The organism is Pseudomonas sp. Pc102 (genome assembly GCF_018408275.1).
GTDB classification, from domain to species: domain Bacteria; phylum Pseudomonadota; class Gammaproteobacteria; order Pseudomonadales; family Pseudomonadaceae; genus Metapseudomonas; species Metapseudomonas tohonis.
On the sequence record NZ_AP021905.1, the window covers coordinates 5,843,445 to 5,863,901 of the forward strand.

The 20,457-nt window shown below is 69.5% G+C and carries 14 protein-coding genes; 6 read left to right on the plus strand and 8 right to left on the minus strand.

The features are described from left to right. Positions 1-56: 56 nt before the first annotated feature. Together PHLH3_RS26715 and PHLH3_RS26720 are read left to right on the plus strand one after the other, a co-directional pair. Complete coding sequence (locus tag PHLH3_RS26715; protein ID WP_173171554.1) at positions 57-503, plus strand: DMT family transporter; 447 nt, start codon at positions 57-59, stop codon at positions 501-503. Between the two features lie 82 nt (positions 504-585). Next, complete coding sequence (locus PHLH3_RS26720; protein ID WP_213626436.1) at positions 586-1,707, plus strand: sensor domain-containing diguanylate cyclase; 1,122 nt, start codon at positions 586-588, stop codon at positions 1,705-1,707. A 9-nt stretch (positions 1,708-1,716) separates the two neighbouring features. Here the strand turns inward: PHLH3_RS26720 and PHLH3_RS26725 are convergent, their stop codons facing one another. From PHLH3_RS26725 to PHLH3_RS26735, 3 genes are all read right to left on the minus strand, one after another. Next, entirely contained in the window at positions 1,717-3,648 is a 1,932-nt protein-coding gene (locus tag PHLH3_RS26725) for a methyl-accepting chemotaxis protein (protein WP_213626438.1), read from the minus strand. Positions 3,649-3,782: 134 nt separating this feature from the next. Continuing rightward, positions 3,783-6,137, minus strand: a complete 2,355-nt coding sequence (pbpC, locus tag PHLH3_RS26730; protein WP_244862944.1) for a peptidoglycan glycosyltransferase PbpC — start codon at positions 6,135-6,137, stop codon at positions 3,783-3,785. A gap of 159 nt (positions 6,138-6,296) precedes the next feature. Beyond that, positions 6,297-11,207, minus strand: a complete 4,911-nt coding sequence (locus PHLH3_RS26735) for an alpha-2-macroglobulin (protein WP_213626440.1) — start codon at positions 11,205-11,207, stop codon at positions 6,297-6,299. A gap of 125 nt (positions 11,208-11,332) precedes the next feature. Between PHLH3_RS26735 and PHLH3_RS26740 the strand changes: the two genes are divergently transcribed. From PHLH3_RS26740 to PHLH3_RS26750, 3 genes are read left to right on the plus strand one after another with little or no spacing between them, the layout of a single operon-like run. Next, on the plus strand, positions 11,333-12,679 hold the full coding sequence (locus PHLH3_RS26740) for an MATE family efflux transporter (RefSeq protein ID WP_213626442.1): 1,347 nt from the start codon (positions 11,333-11,335) through the stop codon (positions 12,677-12,679). 12 nt (positions 12,680-12,691) lie between these two features. Next, on the plus strand, positions 12,692-13,720 hold the full coding sequence (locus tag PHLH3_RS26745; protein ID WP_213626444.1) for a sensor domain-containing diguanylate cyclase: 1,029 nt from the start codon (positions 12,692-12,694) through the stop codon (positions 13,718-13,720). A 52-nt stretch (positions 13,721-13,772) separates the two neighbouring features. Further along, on the plus strand, positions 13,773-14,228 hold the full coding sequence (locus PHLH3_RS26750; protein WP_213626446.1) for a DUF2214 family protein: 456 nt from the start codon (positions 13,773-13,775) through the stop codon (positions 14,226-14,228). Between the two features lie 6 nt (positions 14,229-14,234). On the opposite strand, the gene PHLH3_RS26755 is transcribed toward PHLH3_RS26750, so the two are convergent. The 3 genes from PHLH3_RS26755 to PHLH3_RS26765 are packed head-to-tail and all read right to left on the minus strand — an operon-like array spanning position 14,235 to position 15,765. After that, the gene (locus PHLH3_RS26755) at positions 14,235-14,666 is read right to left on the minus strand and encodes a carboxymuconolactone decarboxylase family protein (protein WP_213626448.1); all 432 of its coding nucleotides are present in this window, start codon (positions 14,664-14,666) and stop codon (positions 14,235-14,237) included. Beyond that, positions 14,663-15,286: an NAD(P)H-dependent oxidoreductase gene (locus PHLH3_RS26760; protein WP_213626450.1), complete on the minus strand. Its 624-nt coding sequence runs from the start codon at positions 15,284-15,286 to the stop codon at positions 14,663-14,665. The genes PHLH3_RS26755 and PHLH3_RS26760 overlap by 4 nt, the downstream gene beginning before the upstream one ends. Before the next feature lie 2 nt (positions 15,287-15,288). Next, positions 15,289-15,765 carry a GNAT family N-acetyltransferase gene (locus tag PHLH3_RS26765; protein ID WP_213626452.1) on the minus strand — a complete coding sequence of 159 codons (477 nt, stop codon included), beginning with the start codon at positions 15,763-15,765 and terminating at the stop codon, positions 15,289-15,291. 87 nt (positions 15,766-15,852) lie between these two features. Here PHLH3_RS26765 and PHLH3_RS26770 point away from each other — a divergent pair, with 87 nt between their 5' ends. After that, entirely contained in the window at positions 15,853-17,295 is a 1,443-nt protein-coding gene (locus PHLH3_RS26770) for a PLP-dependent aminotransferase family protein (protein ID WP_244862945.1), read from the plus strand. Between the two features lie 649 nt (positions 17,296-17,944). On the opposite strand, the gene speA is transcribed toward PHLH3_RS26770, so the two are convergent. Continuing rightward, positions 17,945-19,858 (minus strand): arginine decarboxylase, encoded by a 1,914-nt coding sequence (speA, locus tag PHLH3_RS26775; protein ID WP_213626454.1) that lies wholly within the window; start codon positions 19,856-19,858, stop codon positions 17,945-17,947. Between the two features lie 131 nt (positions 19,859-19,989). Then, complete coding sequence (locus PHLH3_RS26780; protein ID WP_213626456.1) at positions 19,990-20,361, minus strand: translation initiation factor Sui1; 372 nt, start codon at positions 20,359-20,361, stop codon at positions 19,990-19,992. Positions 20,362-20,457: the final 96 nt, after the last annotated feature.

Consider the following 20,457-nt stretch of genomic DNA (forward strand, 5'->3'; position numbering starts at 1 on the left):
CGACAGCCCGGGGGGCGGGCGGCATACTGTGCGCCCCCCGAAAACAGGAGATACCCATGCCCAGTGCCTGGTGGCTGCTCGCCCTGCCCTTCATCGCCGGTGCCTTCCTGCCGTTGCAGGCCGGTATCAACGGCCTGCTGTCGAAGCAGGTGTCCAGCGTCATGAGCGCCGCGCTGATTTCCTTCCTGGTGGGCACCCTGGCGCTCTTCGCGGTGGCCGCCGTGCAGCGCGAGCTGCCCAGCTTCGCGGCGCTGAAGGGGCTCACCTGGTGGCACTGGAGCGGTGGCCTGCTGGGCGCCGTGTTCATCGCCACCGCCGCCTTCGCCGGCCCCCGCATCGGCGCCATGCTGTTCATGGCCCTGGTCCTCGCCGGCCAGTTGAGCATGGCCCTGGTGCTCGACCACTACGGCTGGGTCGGCTACCGCGAGGCGCCCATCAGCCTCGGCAAGATCGCGGGGATGGTGCTGATCATCGGCGGCGTGTGGATGATCCGTCGCGGCTGACGAACTGCGATAGCCATGTGCTGCTATCGGCCGAGGAACGCGATAAGCTCTGCCGATCCAGCCGTATTTGTGATCACAACACATGACTGACGCAGAGCTGCCGCAACACCCCGAGGGTTTCGCCCTCTGGCGCGAGATCCAGGACACCCGCATCCGCACGCGCCTCGGCGGCCTCTACTACCTGCTGGCCTGGCTGCTCGCCTGGCTGTTCAGCGCCACGCCCCTGCACTACCTCGGCCTCGGCCTCGCCGGCACCCTGTTCTTCGGCCTGATGCTGGCCGCGCGCATCCTCCACGTGCCGCCGAAGAACGGCTCGGAACTGGAGCTGCTGGGCTGGCTCAACCGCCACTGGACGCTGATCCTCGCCACCTGCCTGGCCTGGGGCCTGGCCCACGCCTGGGTGCTGCTGACCTCCGACTTCGCCGACTCGCGGATCATCGCCACCCTCAGCACCATCGCCTTCAGTACCGCCATGGCCTTCAACTTCGCCATGCGCCGGCGCCGCGCCGTGGTCGCCATCCTGCTGCTGTACCTGCCCGGCCTGATCGCCCTAGGCATCCACCCCGAGCCGCAGCGGGCCGAGCTGGTGACCCTGGCCTTCTACCTCAGCTACCTGGTGCTGGCGCTGTCGCGCAGCCACCGCGAATACCTGGGCACCGTGGAGCTGGAGCTGCAACTGCTGGAACAGCGCCAGCGCCTGGACGCCCTGAGCCGCACCGACGGCCTCACCCAACTGGGCAACCGCTATCAGTTCAACAACCTGTTCCCGGCCATGGTCGCCACCGCCTCGCGCCAGGGCTCGCCGCTGTCGCTGGTGCTCCTGGACATCGACTTCTTCAAGCGCATCAACGACGAGCACGGCCACGCCATGGGCGACCAGTGCCTGCAGCAGTTCGCCGAGCGCATGCGCGAGGTGTTCCGCCGCGACAGCGATGCGTTGCTGCGCCTAGGGGGCGAGGAGTTCGGCGTGCTGATGCCCGACACCGGGCTGAAGCAGGCGTCCAAGCTGGCCGAGGATTTCCGCCGCGACCTGGCGGCCAAGGGCCTGGTGCTCAAGGGCGAGCGCTTGCCGCTCACCGCCAGCCTCGGCGTCGGCTGCTACGACGCGCAGCGCGACGGCGATGCCGAAGCCTTCTTCAAGCGCGTCGACGACGCGCTGTACCAGGCCAAGGAAAAGGGCCGCGACCGCCTGGAAACGGCCTGACCCTCCCCGTCAGAGACGGAAGCTGCCCATCTGCCGGGCCAGGTCGTCGGCCAGCCGGCTGAGCACCTGGCAATCCTCGCGGCAGGCGCGTACTTCGCCGGCGGTGGCGCTGGCCAGGTCGGCGATGCCCTGGACGTTGCGGTTGATCTCCTCGGTGACCGAGGACTGCTCCTCAGTGGCAGCCGCCACCTGGTGGTTCATGTCGCTGATCTTCTCCACCTGCTCGGTGATCGCCGCCAGGGACGTGCCGGTGCGCTGGCTGGCCTCGACGCCGGTGCCGGTGGCCGACTGCCCGGCGTGCATGGAGGTCACCGCCGTCTCGGCGCCCGACTTCAGGCGCTGGATCATCTGCTGGATCTCGTCGGTGGAGGACTGGGTCCGGCTGGCGAGCGTGCGCACCTCGTCCGCCACCACGGCGAAGCCACGGCCCATCTCGCCGGCACGGGCCGCCTCGATCGCCGCGTTCAGTGCCAGCAGGTTGGTCTGCTCGGAGATGCCGCGGATCACCGCCAGCACCTGGTCGATGGACGCCACCTGGTTGGCCAGTTCGGTGACGGCGCCCGCCGCGCCGCCGATCTCCCCGGACATCTTCTCGATATGGTCGATGGACTCGCCCACCACCTTGCGTGCCTGCAGGGCCTCGTCCCGCGCCTGTTGCGAACTGAGGGCGGCGTTGCCGGCGTTGCGGGCGATCTCCTGCACCGTCAGGCCCATCTCGTGGACGGCGGTGGCGACCATGTCGGTCATCTCCTGCTGCTGCCCGGCGCGGCCGGCGGTGTTCTCCACCACCGTGGTCACCTGGCCGACGGCGGTGCGCAGGCTCTGGCTGGTGGCCAGCACCTCGCCGATCAGGCTGCGCTGGCCTTCGAGGAAACGGTTGAAGCCACGGGCCAGGTCGCCCAGTTCGTCGGCGCGGTTGTCGTCCAGGCGGCGGGTCAGGTCGCCGCCGCCACCGCCGATCTCCACCAGCGCGGAGGTCACCTGGCGGATCGGCCGCACCAGCCCCCGGGCGAGCAATACCACCAGCACCAGGAACAGCAGCGCCACGCCGATGCCCACCAGGCTGGTCATCACCAGGGCCTGGCGCGCGTCGCCGTAGATTTCCGCCTCGGGCACCTCGCTCACCAGCACCCAGTCGATGGACTGCAGCGGCTGGGCCAGGGCCAGGAAGACCTCGCCGTCACGCTCGAAGGTCACCGCCTTGCCTTCGCCGGCCAGCAACTGGCGGGCGGCGTCGGCGCTGGTCAGCTCCTGCAGCGTGCGGGTGTCGTTGTAGTCGGATTGCGGGTGGATCTTCACCTTGCCATCGGCGCTGGCCAGGTAGACGCGGCCGTTCTCGCCGAAACGGAAATTGCGGATCAGGTCGCTCATGCCGCTGAGGCTGTAGCCCAGCCCGGCGACGCCCAGGGTCTTGCCACCGGCGGAGACGCGCTGGTTGATGAACAGGGTCGGCTGGTGGGTGCTGGCGTCGACGTCGATGTCCAGCGAGCGGTCCTTGCTGCCGTCGACGAAGCCATAGAACCAGTTGTTCTCCTGGGGCCCGCGGGTGAGCGTGCGATTGAGGCCCTTGTCGGTGTAGTAGTTGCCCGATTGCAGCCCCACCAGGAAGGTGGTCAGCGCCTTCTGCTGCGCTTGCACGCCGGACAGGTAGCGGACGAAGTCCTGTTGCCGGGCCGGGTCCTCGCCGGCGCCCAGCCAGTCGTGAACCAGGCTGTTCCGGGCGATGCCCTGGGCGGCGGTGAGCGGCTCGGCCAGTACCCGCTCGAGGTCGTTGCGGATCGCCAGCGTGCTCTTGGGCAGCGCTTCCCCCACCAGGTAGCGGTCGGTGAGGCGGTTGACCACGGCGGAGTAGATCCCCACCACGATGAGGATGCTGGCCAGCAGGGCCGCGCCCATGCTGAGGATCAGCTGCCACTGAATACTGCGTTGCCAGAGGCGCATGGAGTTGTCTCCTGGGAATTTTTATAGGGCTCGGTGAAGGCGGCGGCAGATTGTATACAGATAAACGGACAATTCATCTTGTTGAAATGTACAAGCTCTTATCGCCCAAGGCCTATTCCCACTTGAGTCCAAACTCATTCGATCACGCTGAACTCCAGACGAGCGGTAGCGCCCGCCTCGTCCAGCAGGCTCAGCTGGTGCCGGCCGACCTCATCGAGCACCTGGTCGAAGGCCGCGTCCGCCGCTGTCTCGCCCAGGGGCCGGCCATCCAGGAACCACCAGCGCCGGCCGCTGCCGCCCAGCGCCGAGAGGCGTATCCGAAGCGGCCCTGCGCTGGCGGCGGGGCGGCGCAACTGGTCACCCGCGCGCAGGCCGACGATGGACAGCGCGGCGGCCGCCGGCGGCAAGGGTGGCGGGCAGTCCGGCGCGACCGCCGGCAGCCGCGCCGACCGGCGCTCGCGACGGGGCAGCCAGGGTTCCAGCGGTGCCGGCCACAACGCCAGCTCGTGCGCGCTGGCGCCCGGGCAGCCGGGGGCGGTGCGCAGGCCGCGCGCATCCAGCCACACGCTCTGGCGCAGGCCGAGGCCCAGGGGCTGGTCGGCGGCCTGCAGGGTCGGGGGGACGGTGCCATCGAGGGTCCAGGCCAGGCGCTGGCGACGGCAATTGCCGTCATCGCGAGGCAGCGACTGGCCGAGGGGCCAGCAGATGGCGGCGATGCCCACCGAGCCGGGCTTGTCGTCCGGCGGCTGGGCACTGCCGCGCTGGGCGTCGCGGTTGACCAGCACGTCGTGCACCTGCACCAGCAGCGGCGCCGCCGAGGCCAGGCCGAACTGGCCAGGCACCGGCGTGCCGTCGGGGCGACCGATCCACACGCCGACCAGGTAACGCGGTCCCACGCCTAGGGCCCAGGCGTCACGGAAGCCGTAGCTGGTGCCGGTCTTCACCGCCAGCGCCGGGCGCAGCGGCGGCAGCGCCTGCGGGTCAAGGTCCGGGCGTGACTGGCCGGAAAGGATGCGCCGCACGATCCAGGCCGCGCCGGGGGAGAGCAGGCGCTTCTCACGCAGGACGTCGTCGGGTTGCAGGCGCGGCGCCGCAGCGCGGCCCTGGCGGGCGAAGGCGGCGTAGGCCCCCACCAGGTCCTCCAGCCGCGCACCGGCGCCGCCGAGGATCAGCGCCAGGCTGGGCTCGGCGCCGGCCGGCAGCACCAGCGGCAGACCGGCGCTGCGCAGCTCGCCGGCGAAGCGCTTCGGCCCGTAGGCTTCCAGCAGTTGCACGGCAGGCAGGTTGAGGGAGGTGGCCAGCGCCTCGCTGGCCGCCACCGGGCCACTGAACCCCGTGGAGAAGTTGCCGGGGCGGTAGTCGCCATAGCGACGCGGCACGTCCTGCAGCAGGGATTCGGAGTGGATCAGCCCGGCGTCCAGGGCCATGCCGTAGAGGAAGGGCTTGAGGGTGGAGCCTGGCGATCGCAGGGAGCCGACCATGTCGACATGGCCGAAGCGGCGGGCGTCGTCCATCTCCACCGAGCCGAGGTAGGCACGCACCGCCATGCTCGAGTGCTCGACCACCAGGATCGCCGCCGAGGTGCGCTCCGGCAGGCGCACGCGCCAGCCCAGCAGCAGGTCTTCCAGGCGCCGCTGCAGGCTGGCGTCGAGGGTGGTGCGGATCAGCTGCGGGCTGCCGGGGCGGTTGAGGCGGCGCGCCAGCAGGGGCGCGAGGCGCGGCTCCTGGCGCGGCGCCAGCAGCACCGGCTCCTCCAGCGCCTCGTCCACCGCTGCCTGGGGCCATACACCGTATTCGGCGAGTCGGCGCAGCACCTTGTCCCGGGCGGCGGTGGCGCGCTGCGGGTGGCGGTCCGGGCGCAGCCGGCTCGGCGCCTGGGGCAACACCGCGAGAAGCGCCGCTTCGGCGCGAGTCAGCTTCGAGGGCGGCTTGCCCAGGTAGGTCCAGCTGGCCGCCGCCACGCCCTGCAGGGTGCCGCCGAAGGGCGCGCGGTCGAGATAGAGGGTGAGGATCTCGTCCTTGGACAGGTGCCACTCCAGCTGCAAGGTGCGCCACAGCTGGCGCAGCTTGCCGGCGAGGGTGCGCGGGTGCGGGTCGAGCAGGCGTGCCACCTGCATCGACAGGGTGCTGCCGCCGGACAGCACGCGCCCACCGGCGAGGTTCTGCCAGGCCGCTCGCCCCAGGGCCAGCGGGTTGACCCCGGGGTGACGGTAGAACCAGCGATCCTCGTAGGTGAGCAGCGCCTCCAGGTAATAGGGCGAGACCTGCTGCGGCGTGACCGGGTAGCGCCACACGCCCTCGGCATCGGCGAAGCGCCACAGCGGCGTGCCGTCCTCGGCCAGCACCACCCGCGCCCGGTCATCCGCCGGCAGGGGCAGCGGGAACAGCCGGTCGGCGCACCAGAGCAGCGCCAGGAGCAGCAGCGGCAACGCGACCCAGCGGCGCCTCAGGAGGCGGCGGGCACGGTGCAGGGTGGAGGGGAACGACAAGAATGAGGGCTCCGAAGTGGGACCGTGCGACAGGTCGCTTCGAGGCGGCCTGGTAATGGGCTTCGCTTCGCTCTACCCATCCTGTGAATAAGCGGCGCGTTCGCGGGAATAACGGCACCTGACCGTCACCCTCGCGAACACGGGCCTGCTGGAAGCGCTTCAGCGGGCCTTGATCACCATTTCCTCCGGCGCGGCCCCCAGGGCCTGCCATTGCGGACGGTACATGGACTCCACCTGGGGCGGCGGCACGCGGTAGCGGCCGGGGGTGACGGCGCGCGCCAGGTAGAGCAGGTGGGTGCGGTCGTACTCGTTGATATCCACCGCGGCCACGTAGCGGTCGTCACGGAACTCCTGGTGCTTGATCGCGGCGTTCTGCATCGCCTCCTGCCATTGCCTGACCTCGCTGCTGGCGTCCTGCAGGCTGGCGGAGCTTTGGCCCAGGTTCTGGTTCTCCGGCTCCAGGCCGGCAGGCAGCAGGTCGATCACCAGGGCGTCGGGAGCACGGACCTTGGCCTCCACGCCCAGGTGCACCAGTACCAGCTGGCCGCTTTCCAGGTTGCGGATGTCCAGCGGCTTGCCGTCCATGCCCAGGTATTCGCGGTGGATGACGAAGTTCTCGCCACCCGCCTTCGGTGCCTCGGCCGGGTAGCCGGACAGGGTCAGGCGCTGGTACAGCGGCACCTTGGTCTGGCTGGACAGGGTCAGGGGCTCGGCCACCTGGCTCTCGTCGAGCCTGGCGCCGCCATGGTCCTGGTCCAGTGCGCGCGTCTTCCCATCGACACTCAGGCTCGCCTGCCAGGCGGCTTCGGGCTTGCCCAGCAGGCCGCGCCCGGCGAGGAACAGCGCGTTGCGCTCCTGGGTCGACAGCCCGTTGTCCGAGCCCAGCAGATCGGCCAGATCGAACAGGCGTGCTTCGCGGCGGTCGGCGGCGAGGTCGTTCTCCTCCAGCAGGGCGAGGATCATCGCCTGGTCACGCAGGCGGCTGCCGTAGTCGCCGAGCCAGAAGGTGTCGTCGCGCTGCACCGCCAGCCCGGCTTCCAGGGCCAGGTCGGCGCGGGGCTGGTCGCCCATGGCCTTGAGGGCCACGGCCAGCTGCACCAGGGGCAGGCCGGAACGGGACTCGGCGCGGCGCTCGAACAGGCTGCGCAGGGCGCCCAGGGGCGCCTGCTGGCTGCGGGCGAGCACGTAGCCGGCGTAGGCCTGCACGGCGAAGCGGCTGTGATCGCTGTACTGGCTGTAGCTCACTTCGATCAGGTCACGGTCCTGCAGGTAGCGCAGCAGCCGCTCGCTGGCCTTGGCCAGCGGCTCGGCCGGCACCGTGTAGCCCTGGTCACGGGCACGCAGGAGGAAGTCGGTGACATAGGCGGTGAGCCAGAATTCCTCCTCGCTCTCCGCGCTCCACAAGCCGAAGCCGCCGTTGTAGCGCTGCATGCCCAACAGGCGCTCGACGCCCACCTCGATGGCCTTGCGTCGCTGCTCGTCCGACTCGCCCGTGATGCCCAGCCGCGCGAGGGTCGCGGCGTCGGCGTAGAGCGAGGGGTAGAGGCCGCTGGTGGTCTGCTCGGCGCACCCATAGGGATAGGCGCGCAGAGCGCGGATGTGTTCGCCGATGTTCAGCGGCGGGCGCGCGGACACCGCCAGCAGCGCTTCACGGCCGGTCGGCTGGAAGGCGTCCAGGGTGCCGGCGGGCAGGCTCCAGCTGTCGCCCTTGAGCACCGCGCGGAAGTTCTTCACCAGCGCCGGCCAGGCCGGGCGGATGCCCAGGGTCCAGTCGCGGGCGAAGGGCGCCAGGGTTTCGCCGGGCAGCTCCAGGCCGTTCACCAGGACCTTGATCCGCCCCTGGCCGTAGCCGCCGAGCGCACGCACCGGGATGCGCAGGGTGGTGCGCTGGCCGTCGGCCAGTTGCAGCGGCGCGGTCTGGCTGCCGGGGCTGTCGGCCAGGCGCAGCTGGCCTTCGGCCTCCAGGCGCACGTCCAGCGCCTGGGACTTGCCGGAGAGGTTGGTCAGGTCCAGCGCGACGGTGCTTTCGTCACCTCCGGCGAGGAAGCGCGGCGCGGAAAGTTCGGCCACCAGCGGCGCGGCGACCACGGTCTTGCCTTCGGCCATGCCGTAGTGGTCGTCGCTCCAGGCCTGGGCCATGAGGCGCAGCTCGCCGTTGAAGTCGGGGATGTCGAGGCTGATCTCGCCCTCGCCCTTGTCGTCCAGGGCCACCGGCACGCTCTGCAGCGCCACCAGGCGCACTTCGGTATTGGGCCGCTTGCCGCCGGCCGCGAGACCGGCGTCACCACCGAAGGCCAGGGAGGCCAGGCGTCCCTGCCCCGCTTCGATGAGCTGGCCGTAGACGTCGAACTGGTCGGCGCCATAGGCCTTGCGCCCGAACAGCGTGGCGAAGGGATCGGGGGTGGCGTAGTCGGTGATGCTGAGGATGCCGGCATCCACGGCGGTGACCAGCACGCGCACCTGGCGCGCCGGGCTGCCGTCGGCGTTCTTCGCCTGCACGTGCACCGCCAGGGGCTGGCTGGGGCGCATCTTCTCGGGGGCGCTCAGGGTCAGCGCCAGCTTGCGCTGGGCCCGCTCCAGGGGCAGGTGCAGCAGGCCCACGGCGCGCTTGGGCGTGACCCGCTCCTTGCGCTCGCCGGGACGCACCACCAGCGCGCTGACGTAAAGGTCGTGGCGCGTCCACTCGCGCGCCACGGGGATGTCGAAGGTCTTGCCCTCGGCGGGCACCTCGATGCTCTGCCACCAGAGCGGGCCGTCAGCCGACTCCACCAGCAGGTAGCCGCTGCCCGCGGCGGGCGGGGTGACGGTGACCCTGGCCACCTCGCCTTCGGCATAGGCGGGCTTGTCCAGCGCGAGCTTGACCTGGTCCGGGCGCACGGCGCCGCCGGCGGCGTTGTCCTGCCAGCGGTAGCCGGCCCAGAAGCGCAGGCTGCTGGTGACGCCGCTCTCCGGGTCCTCGACTTCGACGCGGTAGGGGCCCCACTGCACGGGGAAGCTGACCCGGGCGGTGGCGTTGGCGGCGACGTCGACCAGTTGTTCGTCGACGTTCAGGTACTTCTCGTTGTAGTGGTAGCTCCAGCCCGAGCCGTCGGAGTAGCTCCAGTAGTAGTCACGGCGCTCGCGAACCAGGCGGACCTTGAGCCCCTTGGCTTCCAGCTTGTTGCCGGCGGGGTCGGCCACCAGCAGCTCCACTTCGGCGGTGCCGTTGCTGTCGATCTCGTCGCCGTCGAACAGGCCACGCAGGCCGGGCAGGCGCGGCGCCGGCCACATCGGCTGCTCCAGGCGCCGGGTGACGGGCCGGCCACCGGATTCCTGCAAGCTGGCCTGCAGGGTCAGCTCCAGCGGCGAGCGTGCGTTGGCCCAGCGGCTTTCGATCTCCAGGGCGCCCTTGCCCTCTTCGTCGAGCTTGGTTTCGTCCAGCTCGATGTCCTGGCTCAGTTCCTCCTCGGTCACCGAGCCGAACTGGTAGCCGGGCAGCGACTTCACCGCCTCGCGCAGCGGGCGCACGTAGAGCTGGCCGGTCATGCGGTTGCCGGCGGCCGGCGCGCCATAGAGATAGCGGCCTTCGACCTGGAAGCGGGCGGCATCGCCGGGGGCCAGCGGCTCGTCGCTGCCCTTGAGCTCCAGGGCCATGCGCTCGGGAAGGAAGTCCTCGACCAGAAATTCATAGAGCTGCTTCTGGCCGTTGCCGAGGTCGATCAGCAGTTGCCAGTGGCCGGCGGGGGCATCGCCGGAAAGCGCCAGCTGGTACTGGTAGAGACCGCCCTCGTCGGGGTTCCAGACGAAGCGGCGGCTGACCTGTTCGTCCGGGCGGCGCACCTCCACGTTCACCGGCTGGGCGGGAACGGCGCGTCCATCGGCATCGCGCAGCAGGGCGTTGACCAGCACGGTCTCGCCGGGGCGGTAGAGGTCGCGCGGGCCGAAGACGAAGAACTGCAGCGGCTCGGCGGTCGCGCCGGCGACCTCGAACTCGGAGAGGTCCAGCGCCGGGGCGTCGAGGCGCAGCAGGCTGGTCTGTTGCCCCTGGCGCGCCACCAGCACGCGGGCCTTGTTGGTCAGCGGCAGCTGGGCGTGGCCCTGGCCGTCGGTCTTGCCCTGGGCCAGGGACTGGCCGTTCTCGTCGAGCAGTTCCAGGCCGATCTCGCCCTGTGCCTTGCCGCCGTCCAGGGCCTGGGCGAAGACGTCGAGGCGATCGCGGAAGCGGTGGGCGGAAAGGCCGATGTCGCTGAGGCTGAACAGCGTCGCCGGGTTGGTGTAGTTGAAGCTGCCGGCGCGGCGCATCAACGCGATGTAGACGCCGGGCTGCTTAAGCGGCTCGATGCCGGCGATGGGCAGCAGCAGGTTCTCGCGGGTGTTGCGCGCGGGCTTGAGGTCGAAGCGACCGCTGTAGGCGAGGTCGGCCATCTTCAGGATGGTGTCGGCCTCCCAGTAGTCCAGGTTGCTGCGACGGCCCCAGCGCGACAGCAGCTTCGGCAGGGCGTCGGGGCGCACGCGGAAGAAGTCCACATCCACCGCGTCGACGTTGAGGGTGATCACCGGCAGCCCCTCGGCAAGCCGGGTCGGAAGCAGCGAGCCCTGGCTGGCGAATCCGACGCTGGGCTGCTGGTCACGCGTCTCCAGGCGGGTGACGCTCTCCTGCTCCAGGCGCGAGTCGTTCACCGCGCGCAGGCCGGGGTCGATGGTCAGGACCAGTTGGCGATTGGGCTCCAAGTGACGCAGGCGCAGTTCCATGAGACTGTCGTCGAGCTCCCAGGCACCGTCGACCTTGCCCTTTTCCTTGTCCACCAGGTGCAGGCGCTCGGCGAACGGCTGCTCCGGGTCCAGGGGCACGGAGAGGCTCACCGACAGCGTGCTGGCGCCGTCGACCTGGGTTTCGGAAACATCCACCACCTTGAGTTCGCGGCCGGCGTAGCGCTTGGCCAGCGCAGCGACGTCGGCCGGCGCGCGCTTGGCCTCGGCGACCGGGGGTGCGGCGGCGGGTTTCTCGGCGGCATGTTCGGGGGTGGAGGAATCGCAGGCGGCAAGCAGCCCCAGCGAGAGGGCCAGTAACAATCCTTTGTACGACGACATGGTGACTCCGGGGAGGGGACGCGCAGGTGCGCGCGCGGCAACTATAGACCAGCCCCGGCAGGCGTAAAGCCGCCTTCTTCGCACTTTTGCACGGCTATACTGCGCAGCCCTCCCGGAGCCACCGTATGAGCGCATTGGTCGACGCCTGGCGGCACGCCCCCACCCATCGCCGGGTCTGGGCGCTGGCCGCACCGATGATCCTCTCCAACATCTCCGTGCCCCTGGTGGCGCTGGTGGACAGCACCGTGGTCGGCCACCTGCCCCATGCCCACCAGTTGGGCGCCGTGGCGGTAGGCAGCACCCTGTACATGCTGCTGCTCGGGGTGCTGGGCTTCCTGCGCATGGGCACCACCGGTTTCGCCGCCCAGGCCGCCGGACGTGCCGATGGCGGGGCCCTGCGCCAGGTGCTGCTGCAGGGGCTGGGCCTGGCAGTGGGCCTGGCGCTGCTGCTGGGGCTGCTGGCGGTGCCCTTCAGCGGCCTGGCCCTGGGCTTGATGAACCCTTCGGCCGAACTGGACGCCATGACCCGCGAGTTCTTCCACCTGCGCCTGCTGGGGCTGCCTGCGGCGCTGGCCAACTACGCGCTGGTGGGCTGGTTCCTCGGCACCCAGAACGCACGCGCGCCGCTGGCCATCCTCCTGGGCACCAACCTGATCAACATCGCCCTGGCGCTGTGGTTCGTCCTCGGGCTCGACCTGGGCGTGGCCGGTGCCGCACAGGCGGCGGTGATCGCCGAATGGAGCGGTGCGCTGATCGGCCTGGCGCTGACCCGTGGCGCCCTGCGCCGCCACCCGGGGCGCATCGACTGGCCGGCTCTGCGCCTGTGGCGCGCCTGGCGCCCGCTACTGGCGGTGAACCGCGACATTTTCATCCGCTCGCTGGCGCTGCAGCTGGTGTTCTTCCTGCTGACGGTGCAGGGCACGCGCATGGGCGACGCCACGGTGGCGGCCAACGCGCTGCTGCTCAACGGCCTGCTGGTCACCGCCTATGCGCTGGACGGCCTGGCCCATGCGGTGGAGGCCCTGTGCGGCCACGCCATCGGCGCGCGCAACCGCCTGGAGCTGCGCCGTTCGCTGCTGGTGGCCGGCGCCTGGTCGTTACTGGCGAGCCTGGCCTTCGCGCTGTTCTTCGCCCTCGCCGGGGGGCTGTTCATCGACATGCAGAGCGACATCGGGGAGGTGCGCGCGGTTGCCCACGTCTATCTTCCTTACCTGGCGGTACTGCCGTTGGTGGCGGTGTGGAGCTACCTGCTGGACGGCCTGTTCATCGGCGCGACCCGGGCCCGGGAAATGCGCGATGCCATGCTGCTGGCGGTGCTGCTCGGCCTGCCCGTCGGCCTGCTGCTGCAACCTCATGGAAACCACGGCCTGTGGTTGGCGTTCCTATGTTTTATGCTGTTGCGCGGCCTCAGTCTCGGCGCCCTCGCCTGGCGCCTTTCCCGACGCGACGCCTGGTTCACGCATGCGAACTGACTGGAGAGATCTATGCTCGCCGCTCCGTGCTTCCCCGATGAAGACCGCCGCCAGAAGGCCCTGGACGAACAGGAGGTTCTCGACACGCCCGCCGAGCTCTACCTGGACACCCTGGTGCGCCTGACCCAGGAGCTGTTCCAGGTGGAAACCGTGCTGATCAGCCTGGTGGACCGCAATCGCCAGTGGTTCAAGGCGCGTATCGGCATCGAGATCTCGGAGACCGCACGCGACATCTCTTTCTGCGGCCACGCCATCCTCGGCAATGGTCCTCTGCTGATTCCCGACGCGAGCTCCGACGCCCGCTTCAGCGACAACCCGCTGGTGGTCGCGCCCCCGTTCGTCCGCTTCTATGCCGGCCAGCCGCTGTTCTCCAGCAACGGCCTGCCCATCGGCACCCTGTGCATGCTCGACCCCAGGCCGCGCACCCTGGACCAGCAGGAGCTGTTCCGCCTGCGCGACCTGGCGACCCTGGCCGAGGGCTACCTGCAGTTGCGCGGCATGGCCCAGCAGACGCAGAACCTGCGTCGCGCCGTGGACCGCGAGCAGCGCAAGGCGATGATCGACCCGCTGACCCAGTTGTGGAACCGGAGCGCCCTGGCGCAGTTCTTCCCCAAGGAGATGGCCCGCGTCACCAAGGCCGGCCTGCGCCTGGGGGTGATCTATGCCGACCTCGATCACTTCAAGCGCGTCAACGACCAGCATGGCCACGCGGCCGGCGACCAGGTGCTGTGGGAGAGCTCGCGGCGCATGACCGCGGCGCTGCGCCCGGAAGACCTGCTGGTGCGCATCGGCGGCGAGGAGTTCGTCGCCCTGGTGGCGGTGCATGACGGTGAGGAGTTGCAGCAGATCGCCGAGCGCCTGCGCCGCTGCATCGCCGAGAAACCGGTGCGCGCCGCCGGCCAGGAGCTGGCCCAGACCCTCAGCGCCGGCACGTTGCTGGTGGGCCCCGAGCAATCGCAGAACGAAGCCCTGGACCTGGCCGACCGCGCCTTGTACCGGGCCAAGCAGAACGGCCGCAACCGTGTGGAGAGTGCCAACTGAAGCAGCCGGTCCCCCTATAAGAACAACCCCTGATGACCACAAAGGAGTTCACATGGCTCAAGCCATTGCTGCGTACCTGCACTACCTGTCGATCTTCATCCTCTTCTCGCTGCTGGTCCTGGAGCACCGCCTGTTCAAGCTGCCCCTGGACCTGGAGCGCGCGCGCAGCCTGATCCGGGTGGACATAGCCTACGGCCTGAGCGCCGGCCTGGTGCTGGCCACCGGCCTGGCGCGGGTGCTGTGGTATGGCAAGGGCACCGAGTACTACCTGAAGAACAGCGTGTTCCACGCCAAGATCGGGCTCTTCGTCCTGGTGGCACTGCTGTCCGCGCTGCCGACCTTCGTCTTCCTCAACTGGCGCAACGCGCTGAAGGCCGGCCAGGTGCCCGAGGTCGCCCCGAAGACCGCCAGGCTGGTGATCATGGCGATCCGCCTGGAGCTGCTGGCGGTGCTGGTCATCCCGCTGCTGGCCGCGCTTATGGCGCGCGGCTTCGGCGTCATCTCCTGAGGCCCGTCACTGGCGCATGCCCACCGCCAGGCGGTTGAAGGCGTTCATCAAGGCCACGGCGAAGCTCAGGTCGGCGATCTGGGCCTCGCTGAAAAGCGACCGCAGGGGCTCGAAGGCCGAGTCCGGCGCACCGCTCGCCTCCAGCCGGGTCAGCGACTCGGCCCACTCCAGCGCCGCCCTCTCCTTCTCGCTGTAGAGACCACTGACCCGCCAGCCGGCCAGGGCGTCGAGTCGTGCCTGCTGTTCGCCACGGGCACGCAGGGCCTTGCTGTGCATCTCCAGGCAGAAGGCGCAGCCGTTGATCTGCGAGATGCGCAGGTAGACCAGTTCGATCAGCTCCGCGCCGAGGCTGCTGGCTTCGAGGGCCTTCTTGGTGGCGGCCAGGCCCTGGTAGGCCTCGGGGGAGAGTTGGTAGTAGGGCAGGCGCAGGGTGCTCATGCGGGAACTCCAGGAAAGGGGGCGGCTTGGAAATAGGGGTTGTTGGCCAGGCGCGCGCGCGCCTGCCGCAGCGTCTCGGCCACGACGTCCGGGCCCTGGGCCAGGCCCTGCAGGTGGACGAACTCGACGTGATGCAGGCCGATCACGCCGAGGATGTGGCGCAGGTAGGGCGAGAGGAAATCCGCCTGGCTGGCCCTGGCGCCCAGGTAATTGCCACCCGAGCTGACCACCACGAAGGTCGGGCGGTCTTCCAAGAGGCCTTCCTTGTTGCCATCGACCATGGTGAAGCTGCGCTGGATGCGCACCACGTAGTCGAGCCAGAGCTTCAGCGCCGCCGGCACCATGTAGTTGTGCATGGGCGTGGAGATCAGCAGGTAATGGGCCTGCTCCAGCTCGTCGATCAGGTGCTCGGACAGCGCCAGGGCCGGGTCGTCGCGATGGGCGCGGCCGGTGACGGCGCGGGCGTAATCGCCGCACACAGGCGGCAGCGGCTCGCGCACCAGGTTGCGTACGGTGACCTGTGCGTTGGCGTGGATGCGCTCTGCCATTTCCCGGGCCAGTTGGCCACCGGGGGACGCGTCTTCGTTGGGGCTGCATTCGATCAGCAGGACACGGGGCATGGTCAGTTCTCCTGGGAGGGATGCGTGGCGGCGACGGGCAGCGGCCGGCTGAAGTGCAGGCCGGTGGACAGCAGGCCCTGGCGGAAATAAAAGCGCTGCGCCAGGGAATTGGCCAGTGCCGTATCCAGCACCAGGCGCTGGCAGCCGAGCCCGCCGCCGATCAGCGCCAGTTCCTCCAGCAGGCGGGCGCCCAGGCCCCGGCTGCGGTGCTGCGGGTCGGCCACCAGGTCGTCGACGTAGATGAAGCGCCCGTGGATCAGGTTCTCCAGCTCGCGGTAGCCGGCCAGGGCCAGCACCTGGCCGTCGCACCAGGCGCCGAGCAGGCGGTAGCCCTGGTGGGCCTGGCGGCGCACGCGGGCGATAAAGGTCGCGGCATCGGGCAATTGCGGGCGCAGCTCGCGCATGACCGGGAAGGCGCTACGCAGTTGGCCGTCCTCCTCCAGGTGGAGCAGTTCGATAGGGGGATGCGGATCGGGCATGGCCACTTTCCTCTTCTGGCGGAGCCGCTACTCTAGGCAGGCCATGGACCAGCCTACAGGTCCAAGAATCACCAAAACGACTGGGACATGAGCATGCCAGGCCACCCCCTGCCCCTGCACCTCGACCGCGGCCTCGACACACCGGTCTACCTGCAGCTGTACCAACGCTTCCGCGAAGCCATCGACCAGGGCCGCTTGCCGCCCGGAGCGCGCGTGCCCTCGCTGCGCAGCCTGGCCAGCGAGCTGAACCTGGCGCGCGGCACGGTGGAGGCGGCCTACCAGATGCTCATCGGCGAAGGCTACCTGCTGGCACGCGGCCCCGCCGGCACCTGCGTGTCGCCCCGCCTCGCCACGGCGCCACGGCCGCCCTCGCGCAGCACCAGGCCGGCGCGCCCCGAGCCCCGGTGCGAGACGCAAGCCGCGCCGCTGCCCTTCCAGCTCGGCCTGCCGGCGCTCGACGCCTTCCCGCGCAAGCTCTGGGCGCGCCTGGCGGCCCGGCGCCTGCGCGAGCTGGGCGGCAGCGCGCTGATGGTGCCGGACGCGGCCGGCCATGGCCCGCTGCGGGCAAGCCTGGCGGGGTACCTCGGCATCTCCCGGGGCATCCATTGCCGGCCGGAGCAGGTGTTCATCACCGCCGGCCACTGCGCCAGCCTGGCGCTGGTGCAGCGCGCACTGATGACGCCGGGCGACGCCATCTGGCTGGAAGACCCGGGCTACCTGCACGCCCGCCAGCTGCTGCAGGGCCTCGGCGTGCGCTGCGTGCCGGTCCCGGTGGACGGCGAGGGGCTGGTGGTGGACGCAGGCCAGCGCCTGGCACCCGACGCGCGCTTCGCCCTGGTCACGCCGACGCACCAGAGCCCCACCGGGGTCGCCCTCTCGCTGCCCCGGCGCCTGGCGTTGCTGGAGCGGGCGCAGCGGGTGGACGGCTGGGTGCTGGAGGACGACTACGACAGCGAGTACCGCTACCAGGGTCGCCCGCTGCCGGCGCTCAAGAGCCTGGACCGCGAGGGCCGGGTGCTCTATGCCGGCACCTTCAGCAAGGTGCTCTACCCCGGCCTGCGCCTGGCCTACCTGGTGGTGCCGGAACGGGAGGTGGAGCGCTTCCGCGGGGTCGCCGCGCAGTTCGGCGGCGGTTGCAGCGAGCTGTTGCAGGCCACGACGGCAGACTTCATCGACCAGGGCCATTTCGCCCGCCACCTGAAGAAGATGCGCAGCCTCTACGCCCGCCGCCGCGCCCATACCTGCGAGGCGCTGCTGGCGCACTGCGGGGAGCATCTGGATATCGACCTGCAGGCCGGCGGCATGCACCTGCTGGCCCGCCTCGCTGTGGGGAGCGACGATCGCCACATCGCCGAGCGTGCCCAGGCGGCGGGGCTCGCCGTGATCGCGCTGTCGCCCTGGTACCTGGGCGACGGCGGCGCGCCGGGGCTCTTGCTCGGCTTCACCAATGTCGCCACGGCGGAGGAGGCAAGGGGGTTGGCAGGAAGGTTGCGGGAGGTGTTGGAGGGTTGTGGGCAGCCAAGCGAATGAATTGGCTGTGCTAGTCGTTGTGGACTCAACGCAAAGGCTCAAAACGGTGCTTCTGGGGCTTTTCTGGACTCATGGCACACCCACGGCATGGGTTTCGCTTCGCTCTACACCATCCTACGAAAGCCGCCAGCCGCGGCGCTCGCCAAGTGGTGATGCGCACATCAATGCAGAAAGTTGAGCACCAATCTTGAAGCAGCCGCCAGACGCCCCTTCAGGAGGCCGAGCGTAATCATCGTTTCTGGGGTTGAGCGACATGGATGTCGCGAGAGGCGTACCGGGCCATGGATGGCCCGTTACGCCGTGCCCCTGAAACGATGATGGAGCGAGGGAAGTCTGGCTTCAGCCAGACCCGTATGCAGGGGCAAGCCTCTTTGGTTTCTTTCTTGGCGACTGAAGAAAGAAACTCGCCCGGCAAGGCGAAACAGAAACCATCAGCAAGACTCGGCAATCAACCGGGCTCCAAATCCTCTAGCAACACTTTACGCAGACAGCGCCAATGAATTCGCCCATACAGTGGATCGCGCGAGCTGTGAGTGAGGTGTCGGGCCTGAAGTTTCATCGCGAATGAATTCGCTCCCACAAAAGCAGGGCGGGTAGCCGCCCATGAAAAAGCCCGGCGCTGGGCCGGGCTCGTTCGTGGAGCGGTGGATCAGGACGACAGGTAGGACGAGCGGGTCAGGCCGAGACGCAGGGCGTCGACGTACTGGGTGCGCTCGCGGGCGCTGAGCTTGGCGCCGGAGACCTTGTCGCGGTAGAGCGCCATCAGCTCCTCCGGGGACAGGTGCACGTAGCGCAGCATGTCCTCGATGGTGTCGTGGGTCTCGATGCCGCCGTGGTACACGCTGCCATCCTCGCGCTGGTAGACGTTCACCGAGTCGGTGTCGCCGAACAGGTTGTGCATGTCGCCGAGGATCTCCTGGTAGGCGCCGACCAGGAACACGCCCAGCAGGTAGTCCTCGCCGTCGCGCACTTCGTGCACCGGCAGGCTGGTCTCGATGCTCTGCTCGTCGACGTACTGCTTGATCTTGCCGTCGGAGTCGCAGGTCAAATCCTGCAGCACCGCGCGGCGCACCGGCTCCTCGTCGAGGCGGTGCAGCGGCAGGATCGGCAGCACCTGGCCGATGGCCCAGGTGTCCGGCAGGCTCTGGAACACGGAGAAGTTGCAGATGTACTTCTCGGCCAGCTTGTCGTTCAGCTCGTCCAGCACCTGGCGGTGGGAACGCTGGCGGGCCTTGAGCTGGTTGTGCAGGCGGCGGCAGATGGCGAAGTAAGTCTGCTCGGCCAGGGCCTTCTGCGCCAGGGTCAGCTTGCCTTCGGCGTACTGGGTGGCGGCGTCGCTGATGTAGTGGGTCGCGCGCCAGTAGGTCTCGGTGACCATCTCGGCATCGGTCGGGCCGAGCATGTCGGCGAGCCAGCGGACGATCTCCGGCTGCTCTTCGAGGTTGGGGATCTTCGGCACCTCGTCGTTGTGGCGCTCGACGTCGGTCACCTGCATCACCAGCACCGCGTGGTGCGCGGTCATGGCGCGGCCGCTCTCGGAGAAGATGTGCGGGTGCGGCAGGCCCTGCGCGTCGCAGAACTCCTTGAGCATGCCCACCACCACGCCGGCGTAGTCGTCCATGTCGTAGTTGATGGAGCTGGCGTTGCGCGAGTGGGTGCCGTCGTAGTCGACACCCAGGCCGCCGCCGACGTCGATGTGGTCGACCGGCAGGCCGAGGCTGCGCAGCTCGGCGTAGAAGCGGATGGCTTCCTTGAAGCCGTGCTGGTAGTCGGCCAGGTTGGCGATCTGCGAGCCCATGTGGAAGTGCAGCAGGCGCACGCCCTGCTCCAGGCCGGCCTTGCGGAAGCGCTCGACCACCGACAGCAGCTGGGCGGCGGAGAGGCCGAACTTGGATTTCTCGCCACCGGTGTCGGCCCACTTGGAGGAGGCCAGGGACGACAGGCGCACGCGCAGGCCGACCTGGGGCGCGACCTTGAGTTCGGCCGCCTCCTCGATCACGTACTGAACCTCGGACTCCTTCTCGATCACGATGAAGACGTTGTGGCCGAGCTTCTGGCCCATCAGCGCCAGCTTGATGAACTCGCGGTCCTTGTAGCCGTTGCAGACGATGGTACCGCCCTTGGGCGCCAGGGCCAGCACGGCCAGCAGCTCGGGCTTGGAGCCGGCCTCCAGGCCGATGGAGACGTCCTGGGTGGCGATGATGTTCTCGACCACCGCTTCCTGCTGGTTGACCTTGATCGGGTAAAGCGCGGTGTAGCGGTTCTGGTACTCCAGGCGCGCGATGTTGGCGTCGAAGGCGCCGGTCAGCTGGCGCACGCGGTCCTGCAGGATGCCGGGGAAGCGCACCAGCAACGGCAGGGACAGCCCCGCCTCGCGCAGGTGGTCGACCTGCTCGAAAAGGTCGATCGGCTCGCTGTTGGCGCCGCCCGGACGCACTTCCACGCGCCCGGCGTCATTGATCGCGAAATAGCCGGCGCCCCAATGGCGGATGCCATAGACGCTGCGGCTGTCCGCTACTGTCCAGCTGCTGCCATCGTCCTTGCGCGTACGTCGTGCAGACATCGGAGTCCCCCTGTGGGATAGAAAAGTGCCAGGCCCGCCGGTCGTGCCGGGCGGGCCTGAGCAGGTTAATTCGGTCGTATGACGTTGGGGTGTTGACCGCACCCGGTGCGGTCAGTTTAGAAAGCCGGCACTCAGCCGCCGGATTTCTTGGCCTTGAAGCCGCGCTTGGCGAGCTCTTCGAGCAGCAGGTCCACGTGATCGCCCTGGATCTCGATCACACCGTCCTTCAGGGCGCCACCGGTGCCGCAGCGTCGCTTGAGCGCGCTGGCCAGCTCCTTGAGGGCATCCTCGTCGAGCGGCACCCCGCTGACGCTGGTGACGGTCTTGCCACCCCGGCCCTTGGTTTCACGGCGCACGCGGGAAATGCCGTCGCCAGCGGGCACGGTGGCTCGCTTGCAGGTGCAGGCGTCGATGGGCTGGGCGCAGTCCGGGCAATGCCGGCCGCTGTCGGTGGAGTACACCAGGCCGCCCAGGGCGGCGAAGGACGAAGCTTTCTTGACCACCGGCTTTCCTCGTAGGGGTCAGGATAGCGACTGGTCGGCGGGAGCCGACCGCGAAGCCCCACTCTGGCAGGGGCAGCGCAGACCCGGCGGGGAAGC